The sequence below is a fragment of the Bacillus sp. CGMCC 1.16541 genome, from assembly GCF_003184905.1.
Lineage (GTDB): Bacteria > Bacillota > Bacilli > Bacillales > Bacillaceae_H > Priestia.
The window spans coordinates 328,753-344,189 of the sequence record NZ_QFRU01000001.1 but is presented as its reverse complement, the minus strand read 5'-3'; the positions used below and the strand labels follow the sequence as shown (position 1 = coordinate 344,189).

General features: G+C 36.5%; 14 protein-coding genes. 12 read left to right on the top strand and 2 right to left on the bottom strand.

All coding sequences use genetic code 11. The annotated features are described in order from the left end of the window. Positions 1–34 precede the first annotated feature (34 nt). The 12 genes from panB to DIS06_RS06160 all read left to right on the top strand — a co-directional run bounded on the left by panB (position 35) and on the right by DIS06_RS06160 (position 12,000). Positions 35–868: a 3-methyl-2-oxobutanoate hydroxymethyltransferase gene (gene panB / locus DIS06_RS06215; protein ID WP_110112369.1), complete on the top strand. Its 834-nt coding sequence runs from the start codon at positions 35–37 to the stop codon at positions 866–868. Between the two features lies 1 nt (position 869). Beyond that, positions 870–1,715 (top strand): pantoate--beta-alanine ligase, encoded by an 846-nt coding sequence (panC, locus tag DIS06_RS06210; protein ID WP_110112368.1) that lies wholly within the window; start codon positions 870–872, stop codon positions 1,713–1,715. Positions 1,716–1,729: 14 nt separating this feature from the next. Further along, positions 1,730–2,113 carry an aspartate 1-decarboxylase gene (gene panD / locus DIS06_RS06205; protein WP_110112367.1) on the top strand — a complete coding sequence of 128 codons (384 nt, stop codon included), beginning with the start codon at positions 1,730–1,732 and terminating at the stop codon, positions 2,111–2,113. Between the two features lie 211 nt (positions 2,114–2,324). Then, the gene (gene dinG / locus DIS06_RS06200; RefSeq protein ID WP_110112366.1) at positions 2,325–5,132 is read left to right on the top strand and encodes an ATP-dependent DNA helicase DinG; all 2,808 of its coding nucleotides are present in this window, start codon (positions 2,325–2,327) and stop codon (positions 5,130–5,132) included. A gap of 164 nt (positions 5,133–5,296) precedes the next feature. Continuing rightward, a complete protein-coding gene (locus DIS06_RS06195; protein WP_110112365.1) occupies positions 5,297–6,112 on the top strand; it encodes a ComEC/Rec2 family competence protein in 816 nt (271 codons plus the stop codon). Positions 6,113–6,386: 274 nt separating this feature from the next. Continuing rightward, complete coding sequence (locus DIS06_RS06190) at positions 6,387–6,557, top strand: YpmA family protein (protein WP_110112364.1); 171 nt, start codon at positions 6,387–6,389, stop codon at positions 6,555–6,557. Between the two features lie 12 nt (positions 6,558–6,569). After that, positions 6,570–7,055, top strand: coding sequence for a cell wall elongation regulator TseB-like domain-containing protein (locus tag DIS06_RS06185; RefSeq protein WP_110112363.1), 486 nt, complete (start codon positions 6,570–6,572; stop codon positions 7,053–7,055). A gap of 88 nt (positions 7,056–7,143) precedes the next feature. Further along, complete coding sequence (locus tag DIS06_RS06180) at positions 7,144–8,328, top strand: pyridoxal phosphate-dependent aminotransferase (RefSeq protein WP_110112362.1); 1,185 nt, start codon at positions 7,144–7,146, stop codon at positions 8,326–8,328. Positions 8,329–8,540: 212 nt separating this feature from the next. Further along, positions 8,541–9,833, top strand: a complete 1,293-nt coding sequence (gene asnS, locus DIS06_RS06175) for an asparagine--tRNA ligase (RefSeq protein ID WP_110112361.1) — start codon at positions 8,541–8,543, stop codon at positions 9,831–9,833. Between the two features lie 134 nt (positions 9,834–9,967). Further along, positions 9,968–10,678: a DnaD domain-containing protein gene (locus DIS06_RS06170; RefSeq protein WP_110112360.1), complete on the top strand. Its 711-nt coding sequence runs from the start codon at positions 9,968–9,970 to the stop codon at positions 10,676–10,678. Between the two features lie 163 nt (positions 10,679–10,841). Continuing rightward, positions 10,842–11,501 (top strand): endonuclease III, encoded by a 660-nt coding sequence (gene nth, locus DIS06_RS06165; protein ID WP_110112359.1) that lies wholly within the window; start codon positions 10,842–10,844, stop codon positions 11,499–11,501. Next, positions 11,494–12,000, top strand: coding sequence for a YpoC family protein (locus tag DIS06_RS06160; protein WP_110112358.1), 507 nt, complete (start codon positions 11,494–11,496; stop codon positions 11,998–12,000). The genes nth and DIS06_RS06160 overlap by 8 nt, the downstream gene beginning before the upstream one ends. Before the next feature lie 80 nt (positions 12,001–12,080). Here DIS06_RS06160 and DIS06_RS06155 read toward each other — a convergent pair whose 3' ends face one another. Both DIS06_RS06155 and recU read right to left on the bottom strand, forming a co-directional pair. After that, positions 12,081–14,759, bottom strand: a complete 2,679-nt coding sequence (locus DIS06_RS06155; RefSeq protein ID WP_110112357.1) for a PBP1A family penicillin-binding protein — start codon at positions 14,757–14,759, stop codon at positions 12,081–12,083. 63 nt (positions 14,760–14,822) lie between these two features. Beyond that, positions 14,823–15,425: a Holliday junction resolvase RecU gene (gene recU, locus DIS06_RS06150; protein ID WP_110112356.1), complete on the bottom strand. Its 603-nt coding sequence runs from the start codon at positions 15,423–15,425 to the stop codon at positions 14,823–14,825. Between the last annotated feature and the right edge of the window lie 12 nt (positions 15,426–15,437).

Here is a 15,437-nt window from a genome sequence, read left to right as displayed (position 1 = left end):
AGTCATCTCCTCTGAAAAAAGGAGGAGAAAGATCATGAAGACGAAAACAGAGTTTATGAAAATGAAAAAAGAGTGTGAACCGATTGTGATGTTAACAGCGTATGATTACCCATCTGCTACGTATGCTGAGCAAGCAGGTGTCGATATGATTTTAGTTGGTGACTCTTTAGGAATGGTTGTACTTGGTTATGACTCCACACTTCCTGTTACCGTAGACGACATGATTCATCATACAAAAGCAGTAAAACGTGGTGCGCCCAATACATTTGTTGTGACGGACATGCCGTTTATGTCTTATCATATTTCAAGAGCAGAAACGATGCGAAACGCAGCTGACATTGTTCAAAAAAGCGGTGCACATGCATTAAAAGTCGAGGGAGCAGGCGATGTTATTTACACGATTGCTGATTTGACAAATGCAGGTATTCCTGTTGTTGCTCATTTAGGTCTTACGCCACAATCTGTTGGTGTACTCGGTGGTTATAAAGTACAAGGAAAAGATGCCGAAGCGGCAAAAAAACTCATTGACGATGCTGTAAAATGTGAGCAAGCAGGCGCGATTGCACTTGTATTAGAATGTGTACCAAAGCAGCTTGCTAAAGAGATTTCAAGTCGATTATCAATTCCGACAATTGGGATTGGAGCAGGGAAAGAAACAGATGGTCAAGTTCTTGTTTATCACGATATTTTAACATACGGGGTGGAAAGAGTACCTAAATTCGTTAAGCAGTACGGTTGTGTGAATGAAGTTATTGTACCAAGTTTAAAGCAGTACGTGTCAGAAGTGAAAGAGAAGTCATTTCCAGAAGATCAACACACATTTACGATGAAAGAAGAGCAGTTAGCCGCTTTATATGGAGGAAAGTAAAATGCAAGTCATTCGAACAATTAGTGAGATGCAGCGATGTATCAAACAAAAACGAACAGAAGGGAACGAAATTGGATTTGTTCCTACAATGGGATACTTACATGAAGGTCACCTTACGCTCCTTCGTGAAGCAAAAAATGAGAATGATACGGTTGTACTGAGCATTTTTGTGAATCCAACACAGTTTGGACCGAATGAAGATTTTGATTCCTATCCAAGAGACTTTGTACGTGATGAACGATTGGCAAAAGAGGCGGGAGTAGACTTTCTTTTTTACCCAACAGTAGATGAGATCTATCCAAATGAACCAACGATTGAGATCACGGTAACAAAGCGAGTGGATGTTTTATGCGGAGCGAAACGACCAGGTCACTTTGACGGTGTGGCAACGGTATTAACAAAGCTATTTCATATCGTGACACCCGACCGAGCATATTTTGGAATGAAAGATGCACAGCAAGTGGCGGTAGTAGATGCGCTCATTTCCGATTTTCATTTTCCTATTACACTTGTTCCCGTTGAGACAATTAGAGAAGAGGATGGTCTAGCAAAAAGTTCACGGAATGTATATTTAACAACACAGGAACGAAGCGAGGCCTCAAGTATTTATAGAAGTTTACAAAAAGCGAAGCAGCTAATTAGCGAAGGAGAAACTGATCCAGAGAGAGTAAAGCAAGCAATAGAGGACTATCTTCATCATCATACAAGTGGTCGTATTGATTATATTGACATCTATTCATACCCGTATTTGACGAAGGTAGATCATCTATCAGGTAAACTCATTATCGCAGTAGCGGTTGTTTTTTCAAAAGCTCGACTAATTGATAACTTAACATTTGACGTATAACGGAGGAATAAACAATGTTTCGAACAATGATGAATGCTAAAATCCATCGTGCGCGTGTCACAGAAGCAAACTTAAATTATGTAGGCAGCGTTACAATTGATGAAGACTTATTAGATGCAGTAGGCATTGCGGTTAATGAGAAAGTGCAAATTGTGAACAATAATAATGGAGCAAGACTTGAAACGTATGCGATTCCTGGTGAACGAGGTAGTGGTGTGGTTTGCTTAAATGGTGCTGCTGCGCGTCTTGTACAGCCTGGAGATGTTGTGATTATTATTTCATATGCGATGGTTCCTAATGAAGAAGTAGCTAACCATCAGCCAACGGTAGCAATTATGGATGAGCATAATCAAATTAAGCAGTTACTACAACAAGAACCAGCTTCTACAATTTTATAAGATGTTTATTTATTGCCTTCTGTACTCATTTTTGAGTAACAGGAGGCTATTTTTTTGAAGAAATGATTTATTATGCTTGGTAAAGTAATTTGAGTTATAATGAGAGCTTAAAGGTAAGTTCGTTTAAAGCGAAAAAACCATGATGAATTTTCACATACACAACTCACGCTACATGAATACTAAAAAGGAAGAATTTTGTGAGGTGTTATCTATGAACAAGCGCTTTGTTGTGATTGATCTTGAGACGACCGGCCATTCTCCTAAGCAAGGAGATAAAATCATTCAGTTTGCAGCTGTTGTCATTGAAAATGGAAAGATTGTTGATCGGTTCTCAAGTTTTTTAAATCCAGAAATACCAATTCCACCATTTATTGAGCAATTAACGCACATTAATGATGAAATGGTAGAAGGTGCTCCATTATTTGAAGACATTGCTCCGAGAGTGTTGGAGTTAGTAAAAGATTCTTATTTTGTTGCACATAATGTGGCTTTTGACCTCTCATTTCTTCAAGATGAATTACATAATCATGGCTATGATACTTTGTATAATTCCACGATTGATACGGTCGAATTAGCACGTATATTACTCCCAACCATCGATGGATACAAATTAAACCAATTAGCAGAATGTTTAGCTATTACACATGATAATCCACATCAAGCTGATAGTGACGCAGAAGTGACGGCAAACATTTTATTAATGCTAATTGAAAAAATGAAACGGTTGCCTCTTACCACGTTAAAGCAGCTTTATTCTTTATCCTTACATCTAAAAAGTGAGATTGGGGAACTAATTGAAGATGTGATTGAACAGAAACAAGATGTAATAGAAGAGGAAAATCACTATGTATTTCTTCATGGTTTGGCTATTCGAAAGATAGAAAAGGAAGAAGTGAAAGATACAGTCATTCCGTTTTCTTATGAAGCATTTTCTAAAGAGAGAAATCAATACTTCGGGAGAGTAATAACAAACTTTGAAGATCGAAAAGAACAGTGGGAAATGATGGACTTTGTTCATGAAGCATTTTCTTCTCGGGAGCATGCGTTAATCGAGGCAGGAACTGGAACAGGAAAAACGTTAGCGTATTTAATTCCCGCTGTCATTCACGCGGTTAACGAAAGAAAGCAAGTGGTAGTGTCTACTCATACTATTGCATTGCAACAGCAGCTCATTGAGAAGGATATAAAGTTAGCAAGTCAAGTTTTATCTTTTCCATTATCTGCTGTTATATTAAAAGGTAGAGAGCATTATATTAGCATTCGTAAGTTTCTTCATTTATTAAAAGAGCGGGAAAATAATTACGACGCTATCTTAACAAAAGCAAAGATTCTTGTGTGGCTAACTGAAACGTTAACGGGAGACATCGATGAAATTAATTTGCCATCTGGAGGTAAATTATTTTGGGATCGTATTAATGAAGCAAACCCATCACACCTTGATGTACGTCCTCCTTGGAATACCTATTCTTACTACGAGCGCGCACGAATAAGAGCTCAATATGCACAAGTGATTATTACCAATCATCGATTATTACTAATGGATGTGATGAATAAGCAATCGTTATTGCCTGCGTATGATTGTGTCATCATTGATGAGGCGCATCACTTAGAGGAAATTGCAAGTGAAGAATTAGGCGTACAGTTAGACTACTTTTCCATTCATACTTTGCTAACACGCATTGGTTCACTACAAACGAAAGGCTTATTGGCAGATGTGTATAAGATGATGTCAAAGCATCACCATAAAAATTCATTAAATACAGTCAATGAGATGATTGGAAAGCTTCATGCTGAATGTAACGACTTATTTAGGCTTATTCATTCATATGTAATGAAAAAAGCAAACAATAAAACAGCTGATATTGGACGGATTAGTTATCGGTATCATATAGAACAAGAAACAGGTGATCACTGGTTAGCCATTCATGAATTAGCTTCCCGAGTACGCTTTTTGTTGCGTGATTTCCTACGAATTGTTCACAGTGAACAAGCAAGTGTCGAAGTAACATTAAATCAATTTAAAAAGGAAGAGCAAACCGTTTTACACGAATTTTTTACAGTTTGTAACATGTTTACAGAAATCGATGATTGTCTCTATCACTTATTGTTTCAAGAAGAAAAAGAGACAGTTAAATGGTTTGAAATTGAGCCAAAAGGAGCAGCTAATGCTACATTCTTATATAGTCAGCCCGTATCTGTAGCAGATCAATTAGCAGATGATTTTTTCACAAACAAGCAAACGGTCATCTTAACATCAGCGACGTTAACCGTTCACAATTCGTTTGACTATATTATGAATGAATTAGGTTTGTATGATTTTCAACCATTGCAGCTATCTGTGTCGTCTCCTTTTCCATATGAAAGGCAAGCCAAAGTGTTTATCCCAACAGATTTTCCAACTGTTAATTCTGTATCAGTAGAAGAATATAGTATGTTGTTAGCGGAAAGCATATTAGATGTTGCGTCTGTTACTAATGGTAAAATGCTTGTATTGTTTACTTCATATGACATGTTGAAACATACCTATAGTTACATGAAAGAACTAAATGATAAAGATGAATTTGTTTTATTAGGACAGGGAGTAACGACTCGGAATAAAAACCGATTGATAAAAGATTTTACTCAATTTGAAAAAGCGATTCTTTTAGGAACAAATAGCTTCTGGGAAGGCATTGACATTCCAGGTGAAAAACTATCATGTCTAATTATCGTTCGACTTCCATTTTTACCACCAGAACAGCCTTTTGTAGCGGCTAAAGTAGAAAAATATAAGAGTACTGGTAAAAATGCTTTCATGGACTATTCTCTTCCACAAGCTATTATTAAATTTAAGCAAGGATTTGGACGCCTTATTCGATCAAAAGAGGATAGAGGGGCTGTTTTTGTCTTTGATAATCGCATTACGCATTCTGCATATGGAAAGTATTTTTTAATGTCTTTACCAAGAGTTGAAGTTAATAAAAAATCATTTCATGAAACAGTAGAGGACCTTCAGAATTGGTGGGATCAAACGAAATAACCTTTAAGTAAAACCTTGTCATTATTTATACGGTTTATCTAAAATAGGCGAGAACCCCCCATCTTCAAGAAATGTGAAGGGCGAAGCCAAATGAGTAAGTGGGGGTAGTTCAATTCTTAATTTGTAAGACACTTTACAGTAGAAATCAAGTTGGAGCTGAGAAGATGAATCGGCCTTTTATTGCATTAATAATGGCTTGCTTCATAAGCCTTATTGGTTCACCAGAACGAGGATATACGATGAAAGTAGAAAGTGTAGACTTTGATTTATCCGAAGATGAAGCAGTTATTGTCTTTTTTAATCTGTCGGACGGAGAAGCCACTTTAGTAAAAGACGGGCACAATCATCATCTTTTAATTAATACAGGTAGCGAACGTTCTAAACATGAATTGTTTCACCTTATGAATACGTTTGGTGTTAAAAAGGTAGATGACATCATTGTTACAAAGCCAGGTCCCGGTTTTGACGATAATTTAAATGAAGTTGTAACCCGTTATTCACCCAATCGCGTCTATGTACCTGCAGAGTATAAGAAGCGAAGTGATGTATTATATAAAAGCTGGAAAGAAGGAACAAATCATCGGTACTCAAAAGAGATTAGTGTTCGTGTGTTACATCATGAGGGAACGACACCTTCAATGGACATCTTAGTAACTTATGGTGAAAATCGAATTCTCTACATGACGAATGGCGATTTAATAACTGAAAAAAAACTAAGTCAGTTGCCCTTATCTGATACTGATGTATTAAAAGTGGCCAATTATGGAATCGGTTCGACAACATCTCAACCATTTTTAGAAAAAGTAGATCCACAAGCAGCTATTATATTTGAAAGCAGTACAGGACGAATTGAGACAGATTTGTTAGAGCGATTGTATGAGATGTGGATCGATATTCACTATGTCAAACAAACTGGAACGGTGGCAATGAAGATGACGAAGTATCAGTATGAAATGATTTCCATACCTTCTCATTCTTAAAAAGTGCTCATTCAAAGTCCTCAGGTATGAAGAGTTCCTTATTAGTTGTTTACTGACACGAATTTCGTGGAAATGTCCTAAAAAAAGAGCAGCTTTTTATAAAAAGCTGCTTTTGTATGATGTGGGTAGGAAAGAATTTTATTGAGAAAGTTTTCGTAATTTTATTTTAAGCTGTTATAATAATGTGTGAATTACTTTGTAAGTATAGTGTGACCGAAGTAACGAAACTTATGAATAGCAATTTTTGTGTACACGTCTTAAGGAGGTATGACAGATGGAAAGTAAAATTGAAGTATTATCAACAATTCGCATTGACTATTCTTCTGATTTGTACAAAATCGTAGATAGTTTAAACCGAACATTAAAAAAGAAAGACTTAATGTTTGGACTAGCTTTAGATGAAGAAGATAAAGATAAAGCAGTTTTTACAATTTATCGTACATAAAGTAGGGTTATTATGAAAAAGTGGAGTATTTTAATTGGTATTTTAGTTATCGTTGTGATTAGTTGGCAATTCGCTTCTATTTATCATCAGTCTGTAAAAGGTAAGCAGGGAGATGAAGAAAAAGCGGTTGCACTAGCTCAGAAAGAGTATGAATTAAAAGATGTGACAAACGTACAAACGTATTTTGGAAAAGATACATTTTATATTGTAAAAGCAACAAACGATAAAGGTGAAAAGATAATTGTTTGGATACCTAAAGATGTTAAAAAAAATGATATGATTATGAAAAAAGAAGCGAGTGGAATTACACAAAGTCAAGCTCGTTCACTCGTTGAAAAGGAACGAAATCCAAAAGAAATTAAGTCTGTTCGCTTAGGGATGGAACGTCAACTACCACTATGGGAAATCACGTATATTGATGAGGAAGATCGCTTTACATATTACTATATTGATTTTGAAAGTGGTAAGTTTTTAAAACGCTATAGCTTATCTCAATAATTGTGAGTGAATATACCATATGTTCAACATTACATTTAGTGACAAACATATGTGATATAAATTTTGATGCTTTTAGGGGGAGATTTTAGTGAAGTTAGCTAAACGTGTATCAGCTTTAACGCCATCATCAACATTAGCCATTACAGCTAAAGCTAAGGAATTAAAAGCTGCAGGACATGATGTTATTGGATTAGGAGCAGGGGAACCTGACTTTAATACACCAGCACACATTTTAGAAGCAGCACAACAAGCAATGAATGAAGGTCATACAAAATATACACCTTCTGGGGGATTAGCATCATTAAAAACAGCAATTTCTCAAAAGTTCAAAGACGATCAAGGTATCGAATATAAGCCAAGTGAGATCATTGTATGTTCAGGAGCGAAGCATGCGCTTTATACGCTGTTTCAAGTGCTCTTAGACGAAGGTGACGAAGTGATTATCCCAACTCCTTATTGGGTAAGTTATCCAGAGCAAGTGAAATTAGCACAAGGTGTACCAGTCTATGTTGAAGGATTTGAGAGTAATCAGTTTAAAATTACGCCTGAACAGTTAGAAGCAACTGTTACAGATAAAACAAAAGCAGTGATTATTAACTCACCAAGTAATCCAACAGGTATGATTTACAGTCGTGAGGAATTAGAAGCCATTGGGGAAGTTTGCTTGAAGCATAACCTTTTCATTATTTCCGATGAAATATATGAAAAACTTGTATATGGTAGTGAAAAGCACGTATCAATTGCAGAGATTTCCCAGCAGTTAAAAGAACAAACGATTATCATTAATGGGGTATCTAAATCACATTCTATGACAGGTTGGCGCATTGGGTATGCAGCTGGTAACGTAGAAATTATTAAAGCGATGACAAACCTTGCGAGTCATAGTACATCAAATCCAACGTCTGTTGCTCAATATGCATCGATTGCTGCATACAATGGGACACAAGAGCCTGTTGAAACGATGAGACAAGCTTTTGAAGAACGCTTGAATATCATTTACGATAAGCTAGTAGCAGTACCAGGGTTTACGTGCATTAAACCACAAGGTGCGTTTTACTTATTTCCAAATGCTATTGAAGCAGCAAAATTGACCGGATTTGAAACGGTTGATCAATGGGTAGAAGCTCTGCTAGAGGAAGAAAAAGTAGCGTTAGTCCCAGGTTCGGGATTCGGTGCTCCTGAGAATGTTCGTCTATCATATGCAACATCACTAGACTTACTCGAAAAAGCTATTGATCGCATTACCAACTTTATGAATCGTCGTATGAACTAATAAGTAGAGAGAATCGAGTTTTTACAACTTTTTGTGAACTTGATTCTCTCTTGTTATTGTGAGTAGTGAATTGTATAATAAAATGGTCGTACATACTTAGTTGATTCTGTTTTTACAATCGAGTTGACTGCAAGAACAGAATCAACTAATTTAAGTCAGTACAAATTTGCTGACATTTCATTTTATGTAAGTGTTTTGGAGGGATATTCATCGTGAAAATTACGATTTCTGAAGCAGGCAAGTATGTTGATCAAGAAGTAACGATTGGTGCTTGGCTTGCAAATAAACGTTCAAGTGGTAAAATTGCATTTTTACAGCTTCGTGATGGCTCTGGCTTTATGCAAGGTGTTGTTGTAAAGGCAGAAGTGGGCGAAGAAGTATTTCAATTAGCAAAATCAATCACACAAGAATCTTCTTTATATGTAACAGGGGTTGTTCGAGCAGATGAGCGTTCTCCATTTGGATATGAACTAACTGTTACAAACCTAGAAGTCATTCATGCAGCAGTTGATTACCCAATCACGCCAAAAGAGCATGGAACAGAATTCTTAATGGACAACCGTCATCTATGGTTACGTTCAAAGCGTCAGCATGCTGTGATGAAAGTGCGTAATGAAATTATTCGTGCAACGTATGAGTTCTTTAATGAGAATGGATTCACAAAGGTAGATCCACCTATTTTAACAGGAAGTGCTCCAGAGGGAACAACGGAACTTTTCCACACAAAGTATTTTGATGAAGATGCGTATCTTTCTCAAAGTGGACAACTTTATATGGAAGCTGCTGCTATGGCGTTAGGAAAAGTATTCTCATTTGGCCCAACATTCCGTGCCGAAAAATCAAAAACACGTCGTCATCTAATTGAGTTTTGGATGATTGAGCCTGAGATGGCTTTTTATGAGTTTGAAGATAACTTGAAAGTACAAGAAGAGTACGTATCACATGTTGTTCAATCTGTATTAAAAAATTGTGCTTTAGAGCTAAAAACATTAGGTCGTGACACATCAAAACTAGAAAACATTAAAGCACCGTTTCCACGTATCTCTTACGATGATGCTGTTAAATTCTTACATGAAAAAGGATTTGATGATATTCAGTGGGGTGATGACTTTGGTGCTCCACATGAAACGGCAATTGCAGAAAGCTATGATAAGCCGGTATTTATTACACATTATCCAACATCATTAAAGCCTTTTTACATGCAACCAGATGCAAATAATGAAGAGGTTGTATTATGTGCAGACTTAATTGCGCCAGAAGGTTATGGAGAAATCATTGGTGGTTCACAACGTATCCACGATATGGATTTATTAGAACAACGTTTAAAAGAGCACGATTTAGATGCTGAAACGTACAAATGGTACTTCGAACTTCGTAAGTACGGATCTGTTCCACACTCAGGATTTGGACTTGGTCTAGAGCGAACAGTAGCATGGATTAGTGGGGTAGAACACGTACGTGAAACGATTCCGTTCCCACGTTTACTAAACCGTTTATATCCTTAAAATAAATTAAACATCTATACAATAAGATAAAGCCCCCCTGTGTCTATCAGGGGAGCTTTTATTTTTCGGTAATGGTGTAATTCAGTTCGTAAGATTTCCACTTCATGATATACTAAAAGTTGAGGTGTTCATATATGGATAAAGAAAATATAGTAAGATGGTTTGAACAAGGAAGTGTGTCCATTCCGAAATTATTAATGAATCATTACGCGGAATTAGGATTGAATGAGGTTGAATTTATGACGCTCATGCATATTTACGTAGCAGTTGAAGGAGGAAATGCATTTCCAACTCCAGCTGAACTTTCGAGTAAAATGAGCATCTCAAGTACGGGTTGCATGGAGACGTTACGTAGTTTAATTCAACGAGGTTTTTTAACAATTGAACAGCATCATGATCAAGCCTCAATGATTTCTGAAACCTATTCCTTAAAACCGCTATGGGAAAAACTTGTTTATTTTATGGTGAAAGAAACACAACATCAATCAGTTGAAGTTCAACAACAAAATGAATTAGATTTATATTCAATCTTTGAAAAAGAATTTGGACGTCCTCTGTCTCCATTTGAATGTGAAACATTAACGATGTGGGTAGACCAAGACCATCATGATATTGTCATTATTAAAGCTGCTTTACGAGAAGCTGTGATGTCAGGAAAGCTTAACTTTCGATATATTGATCGCATTTTATTTGAGTGGAAAAAGAATGGAATTAAAACAATTGAACAAGCTCGAAGTTACGGAAGAAAGTTTCGTCAACATCAACAACAGTCTAAAAAGGCTCCAACGATTGAAAAAGAAACCTCTAATACATCAGTTCCGTTCTTTAATTGGCTCGAGCAGTAATTAATTAAGTGCTTAACATATAAGACATAAAAAAGATTGCTTTTGTTCAAATACAAAAACATGGTTTTATCACGAACCGGCAAGAATAAAAAGCGAGAGATTTTTAGTCTCTCGCTTTTTGTTCTAGTTACATTTAAAAATACATAGCAAGGTGAGATGTAAAATGTTAACGTTAAAACAAATTAGATATTGTCTTGATCAGATGGCAGAAATGTTCCCAGATGCTCATTGTGAACTGAACCATCAAAATCCATTTGAGTTAGTCATTGCAGTAGCTCTGTCTGCACAATGTACTGATGCACTTGTAAATAAGGTAACCAAGAATTTATTTCAAAAATATAAAACGCCTGAAGATTATTTAGCTGTTTCAGATGAAGAGTTACAGCAAGATATTCGTTCAATTGGTTTATATCGTAATAAGGCAAAGAATATTCGTAAATTATGTCAACTACTTATTAATGAGTATGGTGGAGAAGTACCACAAGACCGTGATGAATTAACCAAATTACCTGGTGTAGGAAGAAAAACAGCTAACGTCGTTGTATCAGTAGCATTTGGTATCCCTGCAATTGCAGTGGATACACATGTTGAAAGAGTAAGTAAACGTTTAGCTATTTGTCGTTGGAAAGACTCCGTATTAGAAGTTGAAAAAACATTGATGCGAAAAGTGCCGAAAGAAGAGTGGTCGGTTACTCATCATCGAATGATTTTCTTTGGTCGATACCATTGTAAAGCTCAGTCTCCGCAGTGTCATATTTGTCCTCTTTTAGATGTATGTCGAGAAGGGAAAAAGCGAATGAGAGAGAAGGAAAAGAATGACTAAGCAAACGAAAGTTCCACCACAGTTTTATCATCCTTTATTCTTTTCGAAAGCATCTGTCATGGAACGTTGTGAAAAAAAAGTGTTTAAGGAAGTGATGTTATCTTCGTTTTTTCCATACGACTTACGTTTACAACCTGAAGAGCCTTGGAAGCAACCACAAGACTTTGTGCCATATGTTTTTGAACTATGGAACGAACTAGAGACAAAGATTGCTTTATTACATAAAAAGCGACAAGCACATGCTACACAAATGTCAATGAAATATGGAGTAGCCAATTTTATTAGTGCGCTATTTTGGATGAATGGTGTAAAAGTTTCTCGATTAACACATTTAGATGAGGATGTTAAGGAACTTACTTATAAACCGATAAACATAGGTGAACGGATAGCGTTTATTATGACAAAGCCCCATCTATATCATTCATTTATTCAACTGTCGGAACTTTATCAAGAACTTCAAAAATTATATGCTAAATTGGTCATTATACATAAAAAATAAAGCCTATCTCAATTGGGGAACATGATTCTCCAATTTGAGATAGGCTTTTTGTTTGAAAGACCTTAGACTATGGCATCCTTTTATCCTTCACTTGTAGGGGGATTTGTACCATTTGAATCTCCAGGACTCTGTGGTGGGATTTGGCCACCTTGATCATTGGATGGAGGTGGAGAAGGTTGGTTGCCCTCATTAGGTGGTGGCTGTTGTTCTTTATCTTTATCCTTCTCTTTATCCTTCTCTTTCTCTTTGTCCTTATCTTTACCTTTATCATCTTTGTTCTCTTTTTGATCTGAAGAGTCATCCTTATCTTTCTCTTCATCATCGTCTTCTTTACGTTGTTCTTCCGAATCATTCTCGTCTTCAGATGGTTCCTCTTCTTCACCGCCAGGAATTCTAACGGAAGCAGAAGCTCCTTTACTTGTGGAACCACCAAATGTTGCAGTGATTGTAAATGTGTACGTTGCACCTGGTGTTGGTGATGGTACGACAATAGATGTGTTTTTTGTAGACTGCTGAGATGAGCTTCCGTCTACAGACGTATTTACTTGGAATGTAACGTCATTCATTTTATCTTCTGGATATGACCAACTTACGTTAATTTGATTTGCTGATGGGTCGAATTGTGCTTTCACACCTTTTGGACGATCAGCTTCCATAAATTTCTTTGAAACTTTTGTTGGCTCTGTACCACGAATAAAGTATTCTTCTTCAACCATATTACTAGGGGTACCAGCACTTGGTTTTCTCAACTCTTCACCGGAAACTTTTTCGATTGGTACTTTTACAACGCTATTAGGTTGTTTAAAGCTTCCTCGATCTTTTCCTTGTGATACATGAGATACAACCTTTTTAAAGATACTCTTTGCCATGTCTTTTTCAGATTGACTATAAATATAGTTTTCACTTGAATATTTTTCGTAACCTGTCCACACAGCTGCTGTATATTTAGGTGTATATCCTGCAAACCAGACGTCTTTTACGCCACCGCTGCGGATATTATATCTAGCTTTATCGTCAGCATCAAAGTTTGTTGTTCCTGTCTTACCTGCAATCTCTAATCCAGACGTTCTGACAGCCCTAGCTGTACCATATGGTTCTTCGACTACGGACTTTAACATATGTGTAACCATGAAGGCTGTAGAGTCTTTCATAGCCACTTTTGGTTTAGGTGTTAAATCCATTTCAGTTCCATCAGGAAACTTTACCTTTGTTACCGTATGTGGCTTATTATAAATCCCATTATTCCCAAAAGCACTGTACGCTCCAGCAAGTTGAAGGGGAGATACTCCTTTATTAAATCCTCCAATGGAATAAGCTTCTGGAATTGCTTTTTCTAGTGGAATACCTAATCCAGCACCAAACTCTCTCGCTTTTTCAGCTCCAACGGCTTGAAATGCTTTTAAAGCAGGGATGTTTCGAGAACGACCAAGTGCTTCACGAGCAGAAAGCCATCCTTTATGACTACGATCAAAGTTGTTAATAGCTGTACCATTTGAGTACGTGTATGGTTCATCATTGATTGGTTGAGCAGTAGACCAATTTAAATGCTCAATTGCTGGACCAAAATCTAAGATTGGTTTAATGGTTGAACCAGGTTGTGGATAATTATCAGTGGCTAAACTGAAGCCACGAGATACACGATTACGTCCACCGCCAATTGCTCGTACAGCACCTGTTTCTGTATCAAGCAGAACAACGGCAGCTTGGAAATTTTCGTTTGGAAATTGAACAACTTCATTTGTATTTAACGTTTTCTCTACATAACTTTGTGCTTCTGGATCAAGAGTTGTGTAGATTTCAAGACCAGCAGAAAACACGTCAGCTTCTGTTTTTGTTTTTACTTCCTCAATGACTTCGTCAATGAATGCTGCATATTGTTCTTGTTCTTCTGTTCGTTCGACTAATGTTTCTTGCACGTCTACTTTTTTCGCTGCGTCAGCTTCTGCCTTTGTAATAAAACCATGTCTCTCCATGAGAGTTAATACGATGTTTCGACGTTTTGTTGCTGATTCAGGGTTGTTGTATGGGTTATACGTGTTTGGTGCTTTAGGAAGACCTGCAAGCATTGCTGCTTGATGTAATTCAAGGTCATTTAAGTCTGTGACGCCATAAAATGTCTCAGCAGCTTTTGCAATCCCATATACTTCACCTTTAGCAAAGTAGATTTTGTTTAAATACATCTCTAGAATTTGTTGCTTTGAATACTTTCTTTCTAGCTGAAAAGAAAGCCACATTTCTTGTACTTTACGTTTAATTGTTTTTTCAGGTGTTAAAAATGAGTTTTTAACAACTTGTTGGGTAATGGTACTAGCTCCTTCAGATCCAAAGCCTTCCTTGAAGTTAGCAACCACAGCGCCACCAATACGATAAAAGTCAATTCCATGATGTTTAAAGAAACGAACATCTTCAGTTGCAAGAAATGCCTCTTTTACAAAAGGTGGAATATCATCATATTGTACATATGTACGTTTTTGACCGCCAAGCTCGGCAAACTTTTCTTCGTTTACATCATAAATCTTTGATGATAATGAATCTTTTAACATAGAGTCATCAATTTTAGGAGCATCGCTTACGAGTGCAAAAAATGTGCCAGCTCCAGCAATCATTGAAACAAATCCTAATAATAGAACGACTACAACGATTTTGCGGAAAATTCCTCCGCGTTTCTTTTTTGGTGTTGAACTAGATGATTTATTTTTTTGTTTATTGTCGCCTTGAGATCGTCGACGTTCTTCGCGAGAAGTATAATTCTCAGACATAAAAGCTCCTACCTTTCAACTAATTGTAAGAGAATGATTTCGGTAAACATTTATATCATACTCTTAAAAATACAATTTATCTACAGTTTTCATGTAATCAATACGCGGATGATACCCCACTTCTATTAAATGACCTTTTTCTTCTATCTCTTTTTTCGGAATGGATTTCCTACCTTCCTTCTGCACATTATCCCATAAAGGAAGTAAGTGCGATGCATCGAGTAAGTATATTTCTTGAAAAGTAGTAAACATTAATATGACGAAACAAATCCCATTTTGTTTCAAAATTTGTTCCATATGTTGAATTTGATGTTCATGAAAGTTTTGAAGCGGAAAAGAGGTTTTGTTTTTTGTTTCTTTTGCTTCAAAGTCAATGTACTTCCCTTTATAAACACCATTATAATCAGTCGTCGAAGCTTGTTTAAAGTAGGCTTCTTTAATGACGGCAGCACTTCTTTTTGGATAATCAACTTTTACAATTTGTACGGGTGTTGGTTTCTTATGAATCACTGCAATACCGTGCGTTAAATAATAGTCATTTGTTGCATTTAAATCTTCTTCAAGCGTCATACCTCGATTACTATAGTTTATTGGTAGCTTCTTGTTTGCAGGGGTATTTCCTTGGTGAACAGGACTATACAGTTTTCCATTTGGATAGCGAATCATTCTATCATTACC

What these genes read in the sequence shown, in the direction of transcription:
- panB (WP_110112369.1), top strand. Translation starts at nt 35, where the DNA reads ATGAAGACGAAAACAGAGTTTATGAAAATGAAAAAAGAGTGTGAACCG.
- panC (WP_110112368.1), top strand. Translation starts at nt 870, where the DNA reads ATGCAAGTCATTCGAACAATTAGTGAGATGCAGCGATGTATCAAACAA.
- panD (WP_110112367.1), top strand. Translation starts at nt 1,730, where the DNA reads ATGTTTCGAACAATGATGAATGCTAAAATCCATCGTGCGCGTGTCACA.
- dinG (WP_110112366.1), top strand. Translation starts at nt 2,325, where the DNA reads ATGAACAAGCGCTTTGTTGTGATTGATCTTGAGACGACCGGCCATTCT.
- DIS06_RS06195 (WP_110112365.1), top strand. Translation starts at nt 5,297, where the DNA reads ATGAATCGGCCTTTTATTGCATTAATAATGGCTTGCTTCATAAGCCTT.
- DIS06_RS06190 (WP_110112364.1), top strand. Translation starts at nt 6,387, where the DNA reads ATGGAAAGTAAAATTGAAGTATTATCAACAATTCGCATTGACTATTCT.
- DIS06_RS06185 (WP_110112363.1), top strand. Translation starts at nt 6,570, where the DNA reads ATGAAAAAGTGGAGTATTTTAATTGGTATTTTAGTTATCGTTGTGATT.
- DIS06_RS06170 (WP_110112360.1), top strand. Translation starts at nt 9,968, where the DNA reads ATGGATAAAGAAAATATAGTAAGATGGTTTGAACAAGGAAGTGTGTCC.
- nth (WP_110112359.1), top strand. Translation starts at nt 10,842, where the DNA reads ATGTTAACGTTAAAACAAATTAGATATTGTCTTGATCAGATGGCAGAA.
- DIS06_RS06160 (WP_110112358.1), top strand. Translation starts at nt 11,494, where the DNA reads ATGACTAAGCAAACGAAAGTTCCACCACAGTTTTATCATCCTTTATTC.
- DIS06_RS06155 (WP_110112357.1), bottom strand. Translation starts at nt 14,759, where the DNA reads ATGTCTGAGAATTATACTTCTCGCGAAGAACGTCGACGATCTCAAGGC.
- recU (WP_110112356.1), bottom strand. Translation starts at nt 15,425, where the DNA reads ATGATTCGCTATCCAAATGGAAAACTGTATAGTCCTGTTCACCAAGGA.